At 44.8% G+C, this 16,085-nt stretch carries 12 protein-coding genes and 1 other annotated feature; all 12 genes read left to right on the top strand.

The window, feature by feature from the left end:
* The first annotated feature begins 111 nt into the window (after positions 1–111).
* The 12 genes from rplK (at position 112) to rpsJ (ending at position 16,069) form a co-directional block, all read left to right on the top strand.
* Positions 112–537 carry a 50S ribosomal protein L11 gene (gene rplK, locus SporoP33_RS08020; RefSeq protein WP_029053289.1) on the top strand — a complete coding sequence of 142 codons (426 nt, stop codon included), beginning with the start codon at positions 112–114 and terminating at the stop codon, positions 535–537.
* Positions 538–658: 121 nt separating this feature from the next.
* Positions 659–1,357: a 50S ribosomal protein L1 gene (gene rplA / locus SporoP33_RS08015; protein ID WP_081243222.1), complete on the top strand. Its 699-nt coding sequence runs from the start codon at positions 659–661 to the stop codon at positions 1,355–1,357.
* A 44-nt stretch (positions 1,358–1,401) separates the two neighbouring features.
* Positions 1,402–1,541 (top strand) — a sequence feature (ribosomal protein L10 leader region).
* A 30-nt stretch (positions 1,542–1,571) separates the two neighbouring features.
* Positions 1,572–2,081 (top strand): 50S ribosomal protein L10, encoded by a 510-nt coding sequence (gene rplJ, locus SporoP33_RS08010; RefSeq protein ID WP_081243221.1) that lies wholly within the window; start codon positions 1,572–1,574, stop codon positions 2,079–2,081.
* Positions 2,082–2,148: 67 nt separating this feature from the next.
* Complete coding sequence (rplL, locus tag SporoP33_RS08005; protein WP_081243220.1) at positions 2,149–2,508, top strand: 50S ribosomal protein L7/L12; 360 nt, start codon at positions 2,149–2,151, stop codon at positions 2,506–2,508.
* An 87-nt stretch (positions 2,509–2,595) separates the two neighbouring features.
* Complete coding sequence (locus SporoP33_RS08000; RefSeq protein ID WP_081243219.1) at positions 2,596–3,198, top strand: class I SAM-dependent methyltransferase; 603 nt, start codon at positions 2,596–2,598, stop codon at positions 3,196–3,198.
* A gap of 220 nt (positions 3,199–3,418) precedes the next feature.
* Positions 3,419–6,964 carry a DNA-directed RNA polymerase subunit beta gene (gene rpoB / locus SporoP33_RS07995; RefSeq protein WP_196796895.1) on the top strand — a complete coding sequence of 1,182 codons (3,546 nt, stop codon included), beginning with the start codon at positions 3,419–3,421 and terminating at the stop codon, positions 6,962–6,964.
* Between the two features lie 189 nt (positions 6,965–7,153).
* Entirely contained in the window at positions 7,154–10,750 is a 3,597-nt protein-coding gene (gene rpoC / locus SporoP33_RS07990; protein WP_081243217.1) for a DNA-directed RNA polymerase subunit beta', read from the top strand.
* 297 nt (positions 10,751–11,047) lie between these two features.
* On the top strand, positions 11,048–11,467 hold the full coding sequence (gene rpsL, locus SporoP33_RS07985; protein ID WP_081243216.1) for a 30S ribosomal protein S12: 420 nt from the start codon (positions 11,048–11,050) through the stop codon (positions 11,465–11,467).
* A gap of 34 nt (positions 11,468–11,501) precedes the next feature.
* Positions 11,502–11,972: a 30S ribosomal protein S7 gene (gene rpsG / locus SporoP33_RS07980; protein WP_081243215.1), complete on the top strand. Its 471-nt coding sequence runs from the start codon at positions 11,502–11,504 to the stop codon at positions 11,970–11,972.
* A gap of 47 nt (positions 11,973–12,019) precedes the next feature.
* Entirely contained in the window at positions 12,020–14,098 is a 2,079-nt protein-coding gene (fusA, locus tag SporoP33_RS07975; protein WP_081243214.1) for an elongation factor G, read from the top strand.
* Positions 14,099–14,222: 124 nt separating this feature from the next.
* Positions 14,223–15,410: an elongation factor Tu gene (gene tuf, locus SporoP33_RS07970; protein WP_081243213.1), complete on the top strand. Its 1,188-nt coding sequence runs from the start codon at positions 14,223–14,225 to the stop codon at positions 15,408–15,410.
* A 350-nt stretch (positions 15,411–15,760) separates the two neighbouring features.
* Entirely contained in the window at positions 15,761–16,069 is a 309-nt protein-coding gene (gene rpsJ, locus SporoP33_RS07960; protein ID WP_029053278.1) for a 30S ribosomal protein S10, read from the top strand.
* The last annotated feature ends 16 nt before the right edge of the window (positions 16,070–16,085 follow it).

Here is a 16,085-nt window from a genome sequence, read left to right as displayed (position 1 = left end):
CAGACTTAGTCTGGACGGATTAACCAATTCTACCGACATTGTCGGCAGGCACATATTTGAGTGGGAGGGGCAACCCAATTACCACATCACGGACTTAAGGAGGTGTGTCTCGTGGCTAAAAAAGTTACTAAAGTAGTGAAGTTGCAAATTCCAGCTGGTAAAGCAAATCCAGCACCACCGGTAGGACCGGCATTAGGTCAAGCAGGTGTGAACATTATGGGATTCTGTAAAGAATTTAACGCTCGTACAGCTGATCAGGCTGGTTTGATTATTCCAGTTGAAATCTCTGTATTCGAGGACCGTTCATTTACATTCATCACAAAAACTCCGCCGGCAGCAGTATTGCTGAAGGTTGCAGCAAACGTTCAAAAAGGTTCAGGCGAGCCTAATAAGAACAAAGTTGCTACAGTTAAGCGTGATAAAGTTAGAGAAATCGCAGAACAAAAGATGCCGGACTTAAACGCGGCGTCAGTTGAAGCGGCGATGGCAATGGTCGAAGGTACTGCTCGCAGTATGGGATTCAAAATCGAAGACTGATTTTGAGTATTCGCAATTAAGCAATGGTTTGAAGGTGAAGGCTGCGGTCGAAATTGATTCGCAGCCTTCATTAAGTGGGAGGTTTAATCCGTTAAAACCACAAATGAGGAGGAAAATTCTGATGGCTAAAAGAGGTAAAAAATTCGTAGAAGCAGCGAAGCTAGTAGATCGTACAGCTACGTACTCTGCGAAAGAAGCAATTGAACTTGCTAAAAAAACAAGCACAACAAATTTCGATGCAACTGTTGAAGTAGCTTTCCGTCTTGGTATTGATACTCGTAAAAACGACCAGCAAATCCGTGGAGCGGTAGTGCTTCCAAATGGTACTGGTAAAACTCAGCGTGTATTAGTATTTGCAAAAGGCGACAAGCTGAAAGAAGCAGAAGCTGCGGGCGCGGACTACGCTGGCGACGCAGAATACATTGCTAAAATTCAGCAGGGCTGGTTCGATTTCGATGTAATCGTTGCAACACCTGACATGATGGGTGAAGTTGGTAAGATCGGCCGCGTTCTAGGGCCAAAAGGTCTTATGCCAAACCCGAAAACAGGAACAGTAACATTCGACGTGGCAAAAGCTGTTGAAGAAATCAAAGCAGGTAAAGTAGAGTACCGTGCGGACAAAGCGGGAATCATCCACGCGCCAATCGGAAAAGCATCTTTTGATAACGAGAAGCTTGAAGAAAACTTCTTGACAATCTTTGATACAATTCAAAAAGCTAAACCAGCTGCAGCAAAAGGAACATTCATGAAATCAGTAAACGTTACGACAACTATGGGTCCTGCAATTAAAGTAGATCCGTCAAGCGTTTCTGTAAAATAATATATTGACAAGCATATAGTGATCTGTTAAGATTACGCTTGTTAAGATGATAACCATTTGTACCGAAGACAGCAGGTGTGGCTTGCCACTTAATGCTCCTGCCGAGGACAAGACGCTCTTTTTTTAAAGATGACGACTTTTCTGCCCTCATGTCTTAGACATTGAGGGCTTTTTATATCGGTATAAGTGACCCTAATTTTCAGGAGGTGTCAACATGAGCAAAATTTTAGAAGCTAAACAAGCGGTTGTAACAGAAGTCGCTGACAAGTTGAAAGACGCAGCTTCTGTAGTTGTTGTGGATTACCGCGGTCTGACGGTTGCACAAGTTGCACAAGTTACAGAATTACGTAAACAACTTCGCGATGCGGGCGTAGAGTTCAAGGTTTATAAAAACTCTATGGTACGTCGTGCGACAGTAACAGCAGGTCTGGAAGGATTGAACGAACACCTTACAGGTCCGAACGCTATTGCCTTCTCAACTGAAGACGTAGTGGCGCCGGCGAAAATCTTGAACGATTTCGCTAAAAAGAACGAACAGCTTGAAATTAAAGCGGGTGTGATCGAAGGAAACGTCGCATCAGCTGAAGATGTGAAAGCATTGGCTACTCTACCTTCACGCGAAGGTCTACTATCTATGCTACTCAGCGTTCTTCAAGCACCAGTACGAAACTTTGCACTTGCTACAAAAGCAGTTGCAGAACAAAAAGAAGAGCAAGGTGCTTAATTTCGCATCTTAAACACGACCGGAACCAACGAACCGGTTAAATACAATATTCCAGGAGGAACATAAAATGACTAAAGAGCAAATCCTAGACGCAATCAAAGAAATGACAGTTCTAGAACTAAACGAACTTGTTACAGCAATCGAAGACGAATTTGGCGTAACAGCAGCAGCACCAGTTGCAGCAGCTGGAGCAGTTGCAGAAGCAGCTGAAGAGCAATCAGAATTCGACGTAATCCTTGCAACAGCAGGCGCAGAAAAGATCAAAGTTATCAAAGCTGTTCGTGAAATCACAGGCCTAGGCTTGAAAGAAGCGAAAGCACTTGTAGACGAAGCTCCTAAAGCTGTTAAAGAAGGCGTAGCTAAAGAAGAAGCTGAAGAATTGAAAGCGAAACTTGAAGAAGTTGGCGCATCTGTAGAAGTTAAGTAATTTCTACTTCCCTGAGAAAAGCCCGTCTATTTGACGGGCTTTTTTCTTCATATACAGATATCGTTACTCTAAGCAGGAGGTGTCTATGTGGGAGAGCATTATTACTCTAAAAATCCTCAAGTTTCAAGCGCGCCGAAGCAATGGAAGGCGGAAATACGAAACAGGGTTCTTTCGTTTACGACGGATGCGGGTGTATTTAGTAAAGGCAGTATAGATGAAGGATCAAAATTGCTTGCTGAAACGTTTAAAGAACCGTCCATTGGGGGAGACTTCTTGGAAATTGGCTGCGGTTATGGCCCTATCGCGCTATCAATCGCGATGGATTTTTCAGATAGAACGGTCCACATGGTAGACGTTAACGAGCGGGCGTTATCTCTTTCTGAGAAAAATGCGCAGCATAACGGCATCCGTAATGTACGGATTTACGAAAGCAGCGGCGTGGACAGCGTGGAGCAAGAGGGTTTTGCTGCGATCATAACGAATCCGCCTATACGAGCGGGAAAGCAGACAGTCTTTTCGTTTTATGAAGGGGCGTACGAAAAACTTGAGCCGGGCGGGGAGTTATGGGTAGTTATTCAAAAGAAACAAGGTGCTCCTTCTACGATGGAATACCTGAAGAAGTTGTTTGGTAATGTAGAAACGGTCGCCAAGAAAAAAGGCTACTTTATTTTGCGGGCCAAAAAAGATTGACAGGAACATCGGGTTGTAGTAGCATTATTAAATGCATAAATATTTATATTGCAGCCGTATGCCCTTTTGCGTGAATTAGAAGAGGAAATGGCATATTAATGTTTGAGTAAAGATTGTGGAATCGAAAATGAGCTCTTGTCGGAACTCGTTTTCTTTTTGTTTTTTCGAAGTCACAGCTGAATTTCTGATTTTGCAAAAACTAATATTGTCTTAATGAGGGGTGAATGAGTTGACAGGTCATTTAGTTCAGTATGGTCAACATCGTCAGCGTAGAAGTTTCGCGCGAATCAACGAAGTGCTCGATCTGCCGAATTTGATTGAAATTCAAACGGCGTCGTACGAGTGGTTCTTGGAAGAAGGATTACGTGAAATGTTCCGGGATATTTCTCCTATCCAGGATTTCACAGGCAACTTATCCTTGGAATTTATCGATTATAAACTGGGTGAACCGAAATATCCAGTAGACGAATCAAAAGAGCGCGATGTGACTTATGCCGCACCACTTCGTGTAAAAGTACGTCTTCATAATCAAGAAACAGGCGATGTGAAGGAACAAGACGTTTTCATGGGAGATTTCCCGCTCATGACAGAAAACGGAACATTCATTATCAATGGAGCGGAGCGTGTTATTGTTTCACAGCTCGTTCGTTCGCCGAGTGTTTACTACAATGATAAGACGGACAAAAACGGTAAACGTGGCTTTGGTGCTACCGTTATTCCGAACCGTGGAGCATGGCTTGAGTATGAAACAGATGCAAAAGATGTAGTACATGTCCGTATCGACCGTACTCGTAAATTGCCAATCACTGTTTTATTGCGTGCATTAGGCTTCTCTACTGATCAAGAAATCATCGATTTAATCGGTGATAATGAATATTTGCGGAATTCATTAGAAAAAGATAATACCGAAACTTCGGAAAAGGCAATGCTTGAAATCTATGAGCGTCTTCGTCCGGGTGAACCACCGACACTTGATAGCGCGAGAAGTCTTTTATATTCACGTTTCTTCGATCCAAAACGCTATGACTTAGCGAATGTTGGACGTTATAAAATGAACAAGAAACTTCATTTGCAAAATCGTCTGTTCAATCAGACGGCTGCCGAAACACTGGTCGATCCTGAAACAGGAGAGATTCTGGTGGAAAAGGATCAGCTGATTGATCGCCGCACTTTAGATAAATTATTGCCGTTTTTATCTCAGGGCATCAACACGGAGTCGATTGAACATGTAGGGTCTGTACTGGATGAGCCAATGGTTATCCAGACGCTGAAGATTTATGCGCCGAAAAGTGAAGAGAAGCAAGTGCTCAATGTCATTTCGAATGCTGAAGTAGACGAGTCTGTTAAACATATTACCCCATCAGATATTGTAGCTTCTATCAGTTATTTCTTTAACTTATTACACGGTGTAGGTCATACAGATGACATTGACCATCTTGGAAATCGCCGTTTGCGCTCTGTTGGTGAATTGCTTCAAAACCAATTCCGTATCGGTCTTTCCCGTATGGAGCGTGTCGTTAAAGAAAGAATGTCGATCAATGACACGCAATCCATTGTGCCGCAGCAATTGATCAATATCCGTCCGGTTATTGCATCGATTAAAGAGTTCTTCGGCAGTTCGCAGCTTTCTCAGTTCATGGACCAAACAAATCCGTTGGCCGAATTGACGCACAAGCGCCGTCTGTCTGCGCTGGGGCCTGGTGGTTTGACTCGTGAGCGTGCGGGAATGGAAGTTCGTGACGTTCACTACTCCCACTACGGCCGTATGTGTCCGATTGAAACACCGGAGGGTCCAAACATTGGACTGATCAACTCATTGTCTACGTTTGCGAAAGTGAACCGATTCGGCTTCATTGAAACGCCTTATCGTAAAGTGGATCCGGAAACGGGCCGCGTCACTGAACAAATCGATTATCTGACTGCAGATATTGAGGATAACTACGTAGTGGCACAGGCAAACGCATTGCTGAATGAAGACGGATCCTTTACCAATGAAGGGGTAGTAGGACGTTTCCAAGGGGATAACACGGTATTCCGCCGTGAACAAATGGATTATATGGACGTTTCTCCTAAGCAAGTTGTATCAGCAGCGACTGCATGTATTCCGTTCCTGGAAAACGATGACTCCAACCGTGCATTGATGGGAGCGAACATGCAACGTCAAGCGGTTCCGTTGCTGAATCCTGAAGCACCGTTTGTCGGAACTGGCATGGAACACATTTCTGCGCGTGACTCAGGAGCGGCAGTTGTTTCCAAGGTCCACGGCATCGTTGAACATGTAGAAGCAAAAGAAGTCCGCGTTCGCCGTATCGAAGAAGTGGGCGGTAAAGAAGTCAAGGGCGACCTTGCAATTTATCGTTTATCTAAATTCATCCGGTCAAACCAAGGGACTTGCTATAACCAGCGTCCAATCGTAAAAGTCGGTGACCGTGTGAAGCCGAATGATATTCTTGCGGACGGCCCGTCAATGGAACAGGGAGAACTTGCGCTTGGACGCAACGTTCTGACTGCCTTCATGACATGGGACGGTTATAACTACGAGGATGCGATTATCATGAGTGAGCGTCTCGTAAAAGACGACGTCTTCACATCTGTCCATATTGAAGAATATGAATCAGAAGCCCGTGATACGAAACTCGGGCCGGAAGAGATTACACGTGATATTCCAAACGTCGGAGAAGATGCGCTTCGCAACTTGGACGACAGAGGAATTATCCGTATCGGTGCAGAAGTTCGCGATGGTGATATCCTGGTCGGAAAAGTAACGCCTAAGGGAGTTACAGAATTAACTGCAGAAGAACGTCTATTGCATGCGATCTTCGGAGAAAAAGCACGTGAAGTCCGCGATACTTCGCTTCGTGTTCCTCACGGGGCAGGCGGAATCGTTCTGGACGTTAAAGTCTTCAACCGTGAAGATGGCGACGAGCTGTCTCCAGGAGTTAACCAGCTGGTTCGCGTGTATATCGTGCAAAAGCGTAAAATCTCTGTAGGGGATAAAATGGCAGGGCGCCACGGTAACAAGGGTGTTATCTCCCGAATCTTGCCTGAATCGGAAATGCCGTACCTTCCGGATGGTACGCCAATCGATGTCATGTTGAATCCGCTGGGTGTTCCATCACGTATGAACATCGGACAGGTTCTTGAAATGCACCTTGGGATGGCAGCGCGCAGCCTGGGTCTGCATATGGCCTCACCGGTATTTGACGGAGCGAATGAAGAAGATGTCTGGTCTACTATGGAAGAAGCGGGAATGAACCGCGACGGTAAAACGGTACTGTATGATGGCCGTTCTGGTGAACCATTTGATAACCGAGTATCAGTTGGTGTCATGTACCTGATTAAACTTGCGCACATGGTAGATGATAAACTGCACGCACGTTCTACTGGACCATACTCACTCGTTACACAGCAGCCACTCGGCGGTAAAGCCCAGTTCGGCGGACAGCGTTTCGGGGAAATGGAAGTATGGGCATTGGAAGCATACGGTGCCGCTTATACATTGCAGGAAATCTTAACAGTCAAATCCGATGACGTCGTGGGCCGTGTGAAAACATACGAAGCGATCGTCAAAGGTGACAGCGTTCCACAGCCGGGTGTGCCGGAATCATTTAAAGTATTGATCAAAGAACTTCAAAGTCTTGGGTTAGACGTAAAAATGCTTACGGAAGACCTGGAAGAAATCGAACTTCGCGATCTGGACGATGAGGAAGATCTGCAGCCTACTGACGCACTGAACCTGATGAAAGAAGATCAGCCGATCGGCTAAAGCGAAAAGCGCCGTTTAGCCCCGGCCGATCTGAAATATAAATAAAACAAACAAAACTGAATAGAAGAGGGCTTCGAGCACCCTCTTCTATTCTATTCAGTAAGAAGAACATCTTACATGAATGCACTACTACAAGTTAAGTTGCCTGATAAGCCATTACGGCGATTAGACTAAAGGGAGGTTGGCTCCTTGATCGATGTTAATAATTTTGAGTATATGAAAATTGGCCTGGCTTCACCGGACAAGATTCGTTCTTGGTCATATGGAGAAGTAAAAAAACCTGAAACTATCAACTACCGTACATTAAAACCGGAGAAAGACGGATTGTTCTGTGAAAGAATATTTGGTCCGACGAAGGACTGGGAGTGTCACTGCGGCAAGTATAAGCGGGTTCGTTACAAAGGCGTCGTCTGTGATCGCTGCGGTGTAGAAGTAACGCGTCAAAAAGTGCGCCGTGAACGCATGGGCCACATTGAGCTTGCAGCACCTGTCACACATATTTGGTATTTCAAAGGCATTCCTAGCCGGATGGGATTAATTCTCGACATGACACCGCGTGCGCTGGAAGAGATTATTTACTTCGCATCCTACGTGGTAGTCGAACCGGCAGATACACCGCTTGAGCGGAAACAGCTGCTTTCTGAAAAAGAGTACCGCCTCTACCGTGAAAAGTACGGTTCTAAGTTCCAGGCTGCAATGGGAGCGGAAGCAATTGAGCAACTGCTTCGCGCGATTGACTTGGATAAAGAAACAGATTCATTGAAAGAAGAGCTGAAAACCGTACAGGGTCAGCGCCGTACACGCGCTATCCGTCGTCTGGAAGTTGTTGAATCATTCCGTAACTCTGGAAACCGTCCGGAGTGGATGGTGCTGGAAGTGCTTCCTGTCATCCCGCCTGAATTGCGCCCTATGGTTCAGCTTGACGGCGGACGGTTTGCGACATCCGACTTAAATGATCTGTACCGCCGGGTGATTAACCGGAACAACCGTCTGAAGCGTCTGTTGGATCTTGGTGCACCTGGAATTATCGTGCAAAACGAGAAACGTATGCTTCAAGAAGCAGTAGATGCGCTTGTAGACAACGGCCGCCGCGGACGACCGGTTACCGGTCCTGGTAACCGTCCATTAAAATCTCTTTCTCATATGCTGAAAGGGAAGCAAGGCCGTTTCCGTCAAAACTTACTCGGTAAACGTGTAGACTACTCTGGCCGTTCGGTTATCGTAGTTGGACCGAGTTTGAAAATGTATCAGTGCGGTCTGCCGAAGGAAATGGCAATCGAGCTGTTTAAGCCGTTCGTCATGAAAGAATTGGTGGAGCGTAACCTGGCGCATAATATTAAGAGTGCAAAACGTAAAATTGAACGTCTGCATTCTGAAGTATGGGATGTTTTAGAAGACGTTATCAAGGAGCATCCGGTACTGCTTAACCGTGCACCGACTCTTCACCGTCTTGGAATCCAGGCGTTTGAACCAATGCTGGTTGAAGGACGCGCAATCACGCTGCACCCGCTCGTATGTACAGCTTATAACGCTGACTTCGACGGTGACCAAATGGCTGTTCACGTTCCTCTTTCTGCTGAAGCGCAGGCTGAAGCGCGTTTGCTGATGCTGGCTGCTCAAAACATTTTGAACCCGAAAGACGGAAAGCCAGTTGTTACTCCTTCACAGGATATGGTTCTTGGAAACTACTACCTGACAGTCGAGCGTAAAAACGCAGCTGGAGAAGGTTCTGTGTTCAGTGATCCGAATGAAGCGCTAATTGCGTATCAGACAGGACATGTTCATTTACACTCCCGCATTGCGATTCAAGCCGGCAGTCTTAATAACCCGACGTTTACGGAAGAACAAAACCGCCAGCTGTTGTTAACGACAGTCGGTAAAATTATTTTCAATGAAATTCTGCCGGAGTCGTTCCCTTACATCAACGAACCGACGAATCATAACTTGCAAGTGGAAACACCTGCGAAGTATTTCATCGATGGAACAGTGAATGTAAAAGAGCACTTAGAGCAAGCAGAACTGATTACACCGTTTAAGAAAGCAATCCTTGGGGAAATCATCGCGGAAATCTTCCGCCGCTTCCACATTACGGAAACATCCAGAATGCTGGACAGAATGAAAAACCTTGGATTTAAATATTCCACTCGTGCGGGCATCACGATCGGTATTTCCGACATTGTGGTCTTGCCGAATAAAGCGGAAATCCTTCATGATGCACAGGAGAAAGTGGATAAGGTCACTCAGCAGTTCCGACGCGGTCTGATTACCGAAGAAGAGCGTTATGACCGGGTCATCTCCTATTGGAGCCATGCGAAAGATGTTATTCAGGATAAGCTGATGGATTCATTAGATATTGAAAACCCGATATTTATGATGAGTGACTCCGGAGCCCGTGGTAACGCATCGAACTTTACGCAGCTTGCAGGTATGCGCGGACTGATGGCCAACCCGGCTGGGCGGATTATCGAACTTCCGATCAAATCTTCCTTCCGTGAAGGTCTGACTGTACTCGAGTACTTTATTTCTACACACGGTGCGCGTAAAGGTCTTGCCGATACAGCACTGAAGACTGCCGATTCAGGTTATCTGACTCGCCGTCTCGTAGACGTGGCGCAAGACGTTATTGTCCGTGAAGATGATTGCGGAACAGACAGAGGTCTGGCAATCACTGCATTGACAGAAGGAAACGAAATGATTGAAACATTGTTTGAGCGTATCGAAGGCCGCCATACGAAGAAGACCATCAAACATCCGGAAACGGGTGAAGTGATTCTTGAAAAGAACGGCTTAATTACTGCAGATATTGCAAATGCAGTAATTTCAGCAGGTATTGAAGAAGTGACGATCCGTTCTGCGTTCACATGTAATACAAAGCACGGCGTATGTAAAAAATGTTACGGAATCAACCTTGCGACAGGTGAAGCGGTGGAAGTTGGAGAAGCGGTGGGAATCATTGCTGCTCAATCCATCGGTGAGCCGGGAACACAGTTGACGATGCGTACATTCCATACAGGCGGAGTAGCCGGAGACGATATTACACAAGGTCTTCCGCGTATCCAGGAGATTTTCGAATCGCGTAATCCGAAAGGGCAGGCGGTCATCTCTGAAATTACGGGTACTGTCGTCGAAATTGATGAAATCCGAGAAGGGCAAAAAGAAATTACGATTGAAGGCGAAGTAGAAACACGGAAATACCTCGCGCCGTACAATGCGCGCCTGAAAGTTGAAGAAGGCGATGTAATTGAACGCGGTGAAAGTATTACAGAAGGTTCTATCGACCCGAAAGAATTAATCGTAGTCAAAGACGTTTCAACGGTACAGGAGTATCTGTTGAAAGAAGTTCAAAAAGTCTACCGTATGCAAGGGGTAGAAATTGGCGATAAGCACGTTGAGGTAATGGTTCGTCAAATGTTGCGTAAAGTCCGTGTCATTGAAGCAGGAGATACAGATCTTCTGCCAGGTTCTTTACTGGATATCCATCAGTTCTCTGAAGCGAATGGAAAAGTGTTGCTGGCAGGTAAAGTACCGGCAACTTCACGTCCGGTGATTCTCGGTATTACAAAAGCATCCCTTGAAACTGAATCATTCTTATCAGCAGCTTCATTCCAGGAAACAACGAGAGTTCTTACAGATGCGGCCATCAAAGGTAAAACAGATGAGTTGCTGGGTCTGAAAGAAAACGTCATTATCGGGAAATTGGTCCCTGCAGGTACTGGAATGCAGAGATACCGCCAGATTAAAATGCAGCATGAAGAATTAGAAGAAGAAACAATTACAGCAGAATAAAAATAAACGGGACTGAGCTCCCGTTTATTTTCTCAAATTTGTTGACAAGTTATTGCGCAGATGATAATATACAAAAGGTTGATAGTTGTTGGCCGTTACTTATCAGAAAGAACAACCATTCTTTTGTTTAAGTGTTAGGCGAGATGCAATCATCATTATAAAATAACAGTAAGCAGAGATCCCTGGAGTTACTGTCACCCGTTTTTGTGTGTGCACGCACAAGAACTTTGTTTTTACTTAAAAATGAACCACCTGGGTGTGTGGTATTACAAAAAGTTCGGAAGGAGGAACAACCTGATGCCTACAATTAACCAATTAGTCCGTAAGCCTCGTAAATCGAAGTCGGAGAATTCTAAATCACCGGCTCTAGGAAAAAGCTATAACAGCTTTAAAAAGTCAATGACAAACGTGAACTCACCACAAAAAAGAGGTGTTTGTACACGTGTTGGTACTATGACTCCTAAGAAACCGAACTCGGCGCTTCGTAAGTATGCTCGTGTTCGTTTAACTAATACATTGGAAGTAAACGCGTATATTCCAGGTGAAGGCCATAACTTGCAAGAGCACAGTGTGGTACTGATCCGCGGAGGACGTGTAAAAGACTTACCGGGTGTTCGTTACCATATCGTACGTGGAGCGCTTGATACAGCTGGAGTTACTGGCCGTATGCAAAGCCGTTCACAGTATGGTGCTAAAAAGCCTAAAGAAAAGAAGTAATATAAACTAACGATATTGAAAGGAGGAACTAATTATGCCTCGTAAAGGTCCTGTTGCAAAACGCGATGTATTGCCTGATCCGATTTATAATTCCAAGCTTGTAAGCCGCCTTATCAACAAAATGATGGTAGACGGTAAAAAAGGTACTTCCCAAAAGATTCTTTATGGAGCGTTCGAGATTATCAAAGAACGTTCTGGACAAGAGCCGATTGAAGTATTTGAAGCAGCTCTAAATAATGTAATGCCAGTTCTTGAAGTGCGTGCGCGCCGTGTTGGTGGAGCGAACTATCAAGTGCCGGTTGAAGTGCGTCCTGAACGCCGTACAACACTAGGTCTTCGTTACCTTGTCAACTATTCACGTACACGTGGAGAGAAAACAATGGAAGAACGTCTTGCGAACGAAATTCTTGATGCATCAAACAACACAGGTGCTTCTGTTAAACGCCGTGAAGAAATGCATAAAATGGCTGAAGCCAACAGAGCATTCGCTCACTATCGTTGGTAATGCCGGTTAAACAACAGCAGTAATCCGAAACGGAAGGAGATTACAAAATGGCTAGAGAGTTCTCCTTAGAGAATACTCGTAACATTGGTATCATGGCTCACATTGACGCTGGTAAAACAACGACAACTGAGCGGATCCTTTTTTACACAGGTAAAATCCACAAACTTGGTGAAACGCACGAAGGTGCTTCACAAATGGACTGGATGGAGCAAGAACAAGAACGTGGAATCACGATCACTTCAGCTGCTACAACAGCAGCTTGGAAAGGTCACCGCGTAAATATCATCGATACACCAGGACACGTAGACTTCACTGTTGAGGTTGAACGTTCATTGCGCGTATTGGATGGTGCTGTAGCGGTACTTGATGCTCAATCAGGTGTTGAACCACAAACAGAAACAGTTTGGCGCCAGGCGACAAACTACAAAGTACCACGTCTTGTATTCGTAAACAAAATGGATAAAACGGGTGCCGACTTCCTTTATTCAGTAGGAACACTGCGTGAACGCCTGCAAGCGAACGCACATCCAATCCAATTGCCGATCGGTTCCGAAGATACATTCTCCGGAATTATTGACTTAATCGAAATGAAGGCAACAATGTATCCAAACGATCTGGGAACAGATACAACAGTGGAAGAAATTCCTGCTGAGTATCTTGAACAGGCGAATGAATACCGTGAGAAGCTAATCGAAGCTATTGTAGACTTTGATGAAGATCTTATGGAAAAGTATCTCGGCGGTGAGGAACTTTCAATCGAAGAAATCAAAACAGCTATTCGTAAAGCGACACTAGCAGTAGAATTCTATCCGGTTGTATGCGGTACTGCTTTCAAAAACAAAGGTGTCCAGCTAGTGTTGGATGCAGTAGTAGATTACCTTCCATCACCACTTGATGTACCGCCAATGATGGGCTTCAACCCGAATACAGAAGAAGAGGAAGAGCGTCCGTCTACTGATGAAGCTCCATTCTCAGCACTTGCATTTAAAGTTATGACGGATCCTTATGTAGGTAAGCTTACATTCTTCCGAATTTACTCAGGTGTTCTTCAAGCAGGTTCTTATGTAACAAACTCTACTAAAGGCAAGCGCGAGCGCGTAGGACGTATCCTGCAAATGCACGCAAACAGCCGTGAAGAGATTTCTGAAGTGCATGCGGGTGAAATCGCTGCCGCTGTTGGTTTGAAAGATACGACAACTGGTGACACACTTTGTGATGAGAAGGCATTGATCATTCTTGAATCAATGGTATTCCCAGAGCCGGTTATCTCTGTAGCAATCGAACCTAAAACAAAAGCGGACCAGGATAAAATGGGTCAGGCTCTTGGTAAGTTACAAGAAGAGGATCCGACATTCCGTGCGCATACAGATCAAGAGACAGGCGAAGTAATCATCGCGGGTATGGGTGAACTTCACTTGGATATTATCGTCGACCGTCTGCGTCGTGAATTCAAAGTGGAAGCAAACGTGGGCGCGCCACAAGTTTCTTACCGCGAGACATTCCGTCAGTCAGCTGAAGTCGAAGGTAAGTTCGTACGCCAATCAGGCGGACGCGGACAGTTTGGTCACGTATGGATCGAATTTGGTCCAAACGAAGAAGGAAAAGGATTCGAGTTCGTTAATAATATTGTCGGTGGTTCTGTTCCGCGTGAATACATCCCGGCAGTTGAAGCAGGACTTCGCGATTCATTAGATAACGGTATTTTGGCTGGTTATCCATTAATTGATGTTAAAGCACGTCTCTTTGACGGATCTTACCATGACGTTGACTCCAACGAAATGGCGTTTAAGGTTGCTGCGTCAATGGCTCTGAAAAATGCTGCATCAAAATGTAATCCAGTAATTCTTGAACCGACAATGAGAGTAGAAGTTATCATTCCGGAAGAATACATGGGCGATATCATGGGTGATATTACATCACGCCGTGGCCGTGTAGAAGGTATGGAAGCACGCGGTAACGCACAGGTAGTCCGTGCAATGGTGCCGCTGGCTGAAATGTTCGGATATGCAACATCTCTACGTTCAAACACTCAAGGCCGCGGAGTATTCTCCATGGTGTTCGATCACTATGAGGAAGTTCCTAAGTCTATTGCTGAAGAAGTTATCAAGAAAAACAAAGGTGAATAATAAAGCTCGTCCTTGTTTCCTATAACAAATAATTGTAAGATGTGGATAGTCGGGAGGACGCTTTCGGCTTCCATACTATAAAAACAAAAAACTAATTTTTTTCAATTAAGGGAGGACCTCTAAAATGGGTAAAGAAAAATTCGACCGCTCCAAGGAGCACGCAAACGTAGGAACAATTGGTCACGTTGACCATGGTAAAACAACTTTGACTGCTGCTATCGCGACAGTTTTGTCTAAAGCTCAAGGTGGAGAAGCAAAGTCATACGCTGACGTTGATAACGCACCTGAAGAAAAAGAGCGTGGAATTACAATCAGTACTTCACACGTTGAGTACGAAACAGATAAGCGTCACTACGCACACGTTGACTGCCCAGGTCACGCTGACTATGTTAAGAACATGATCACTGGTGCTGCACAAATGGACGGCGGAATCCTAGTAGTATCTGCTGCTGACGGCCCAATGCCACAAACACGTGAGCACATCCTTCTTTCTCGTCAAGTAGGTGTTCCTTACCTAGTTGTATTCATGAACAAATGTGACATGGTAGACGACGAAGAACTACTTGAACTAGTAGAAATGGAAATCCGTGAACTTCTTTCTGAGTATGACTTCCCTGGCGATGACATTCCAGTAATCCGCGGATCAGCTCTTAAAGCTCTTGAAGGAGAGCCAGAGTGGGAAGAAAAAATCATCGAACTAATGCAAGCTGTAGATGACTATATCCCAACACCAGCTCGTGATACTGAAAAGCCATTCATGATGCCTGTTGAGGACGTATTCTCAATTACAGGCCGCGGTACAGTAGCAACTGGCCGTGTTGAGCGTGGAGTAGTTAAAGTCGGAGATGTTGTTGACATCATCGGTCTTGCTGACGAACCAAAATCTACTACTGTAACAGGTGTAGAAATGTTCCGTAAGCTTCTTGATTATGCAGAAGCTGGAGACAACATTGGTGCTCTTCTTCGTGGTGTAGCTCGTGAAGATATCGAGCGTGGACAAGTTCTTGCTAAGCCGGGAACAATCACACCACACACTCAGTTCAAATCTGAAGTTTATGTTCTATCAAAAGAAGAAGGTGGACGTCACACTCCATTCTTCTCAAACTACCGCCCACAGTTCTACTTCCGTACAACTGACGTAACTGGCATCATTCAACTTCCTGAAGGCGTAGAAATGGTTATGCCTGGAGATAACGTTGAAATGACAGTTGAACTTATTTCTCCGATCGCGATTGAAGAAGGTACTAAATTCTCAATCCGTGAAGGTGGACGTACAGTTGGAGCTGGCGTTGTAGCAACAATCACAAAATAATTATTTTGAATCCCGCCCTTGTGGCGGGATTTTTTTTGAGTGAAACTAGATTTTTTATAGTCGATTGGCGAAGCAGGGTAACGTATTGCAGATTGAAAAAATTAAAAGCTGTTTGTAAATACGTGCAAATAAGACTCAAACCTGTTAATATAATAAACGGATTAAAAATAAAACTAATTTCCCCGAAAGGGTTGCACAATCCTTTTAAATTATGTATAATGTTGAATGTTGGTCTTTGACTGCGATGAAGCGAGAGGTTGCCGATACACCCGGCCGCTTTGCCATGGCGCGTGTGTGGGAAATTTTCGTGGAGAATTGTCTAGAAAATAGGCGAAAAGGGAGGGAAAGTAATGGCAAAACAAAAGATTCGTATTCGATTGAAAGCTTATGATCACAGAATGATCGATCAGTCAGCTGAGAAGATTGTTGAAACGGCTAAACGTTCTGGAGCCAGCGTTTCAGGTCCAATTCCGTTGCCAACTGAAAGATCAGTTTACACGGTATTGCGTTCAGTTCACGTATACAAAGATTCACGTGAGCAGTTTGAAATGCGTACACACAAACGTTTAATCGACATCGTGAATCCAACGCCACAAACGGTGGATGCACTTATGAAGCTTGATTTACCGTCAGGCGTCGATATCGAAATTAAACTCTAAAAAATAAAACAAACAA

Source organism: Sporosarcina sp. P33 (genome assembly GCF_002077155.1).
Taxonomy (GTDB): Bacteria; Bacillota; Bacilli; order Bacillales_A; family Planococcaceae; genus Sporosarcina.
Note: the sequence above shows the minus strand (reverse complement) of the source record. Positions and strands in the feature narration are given on the sequence as shown.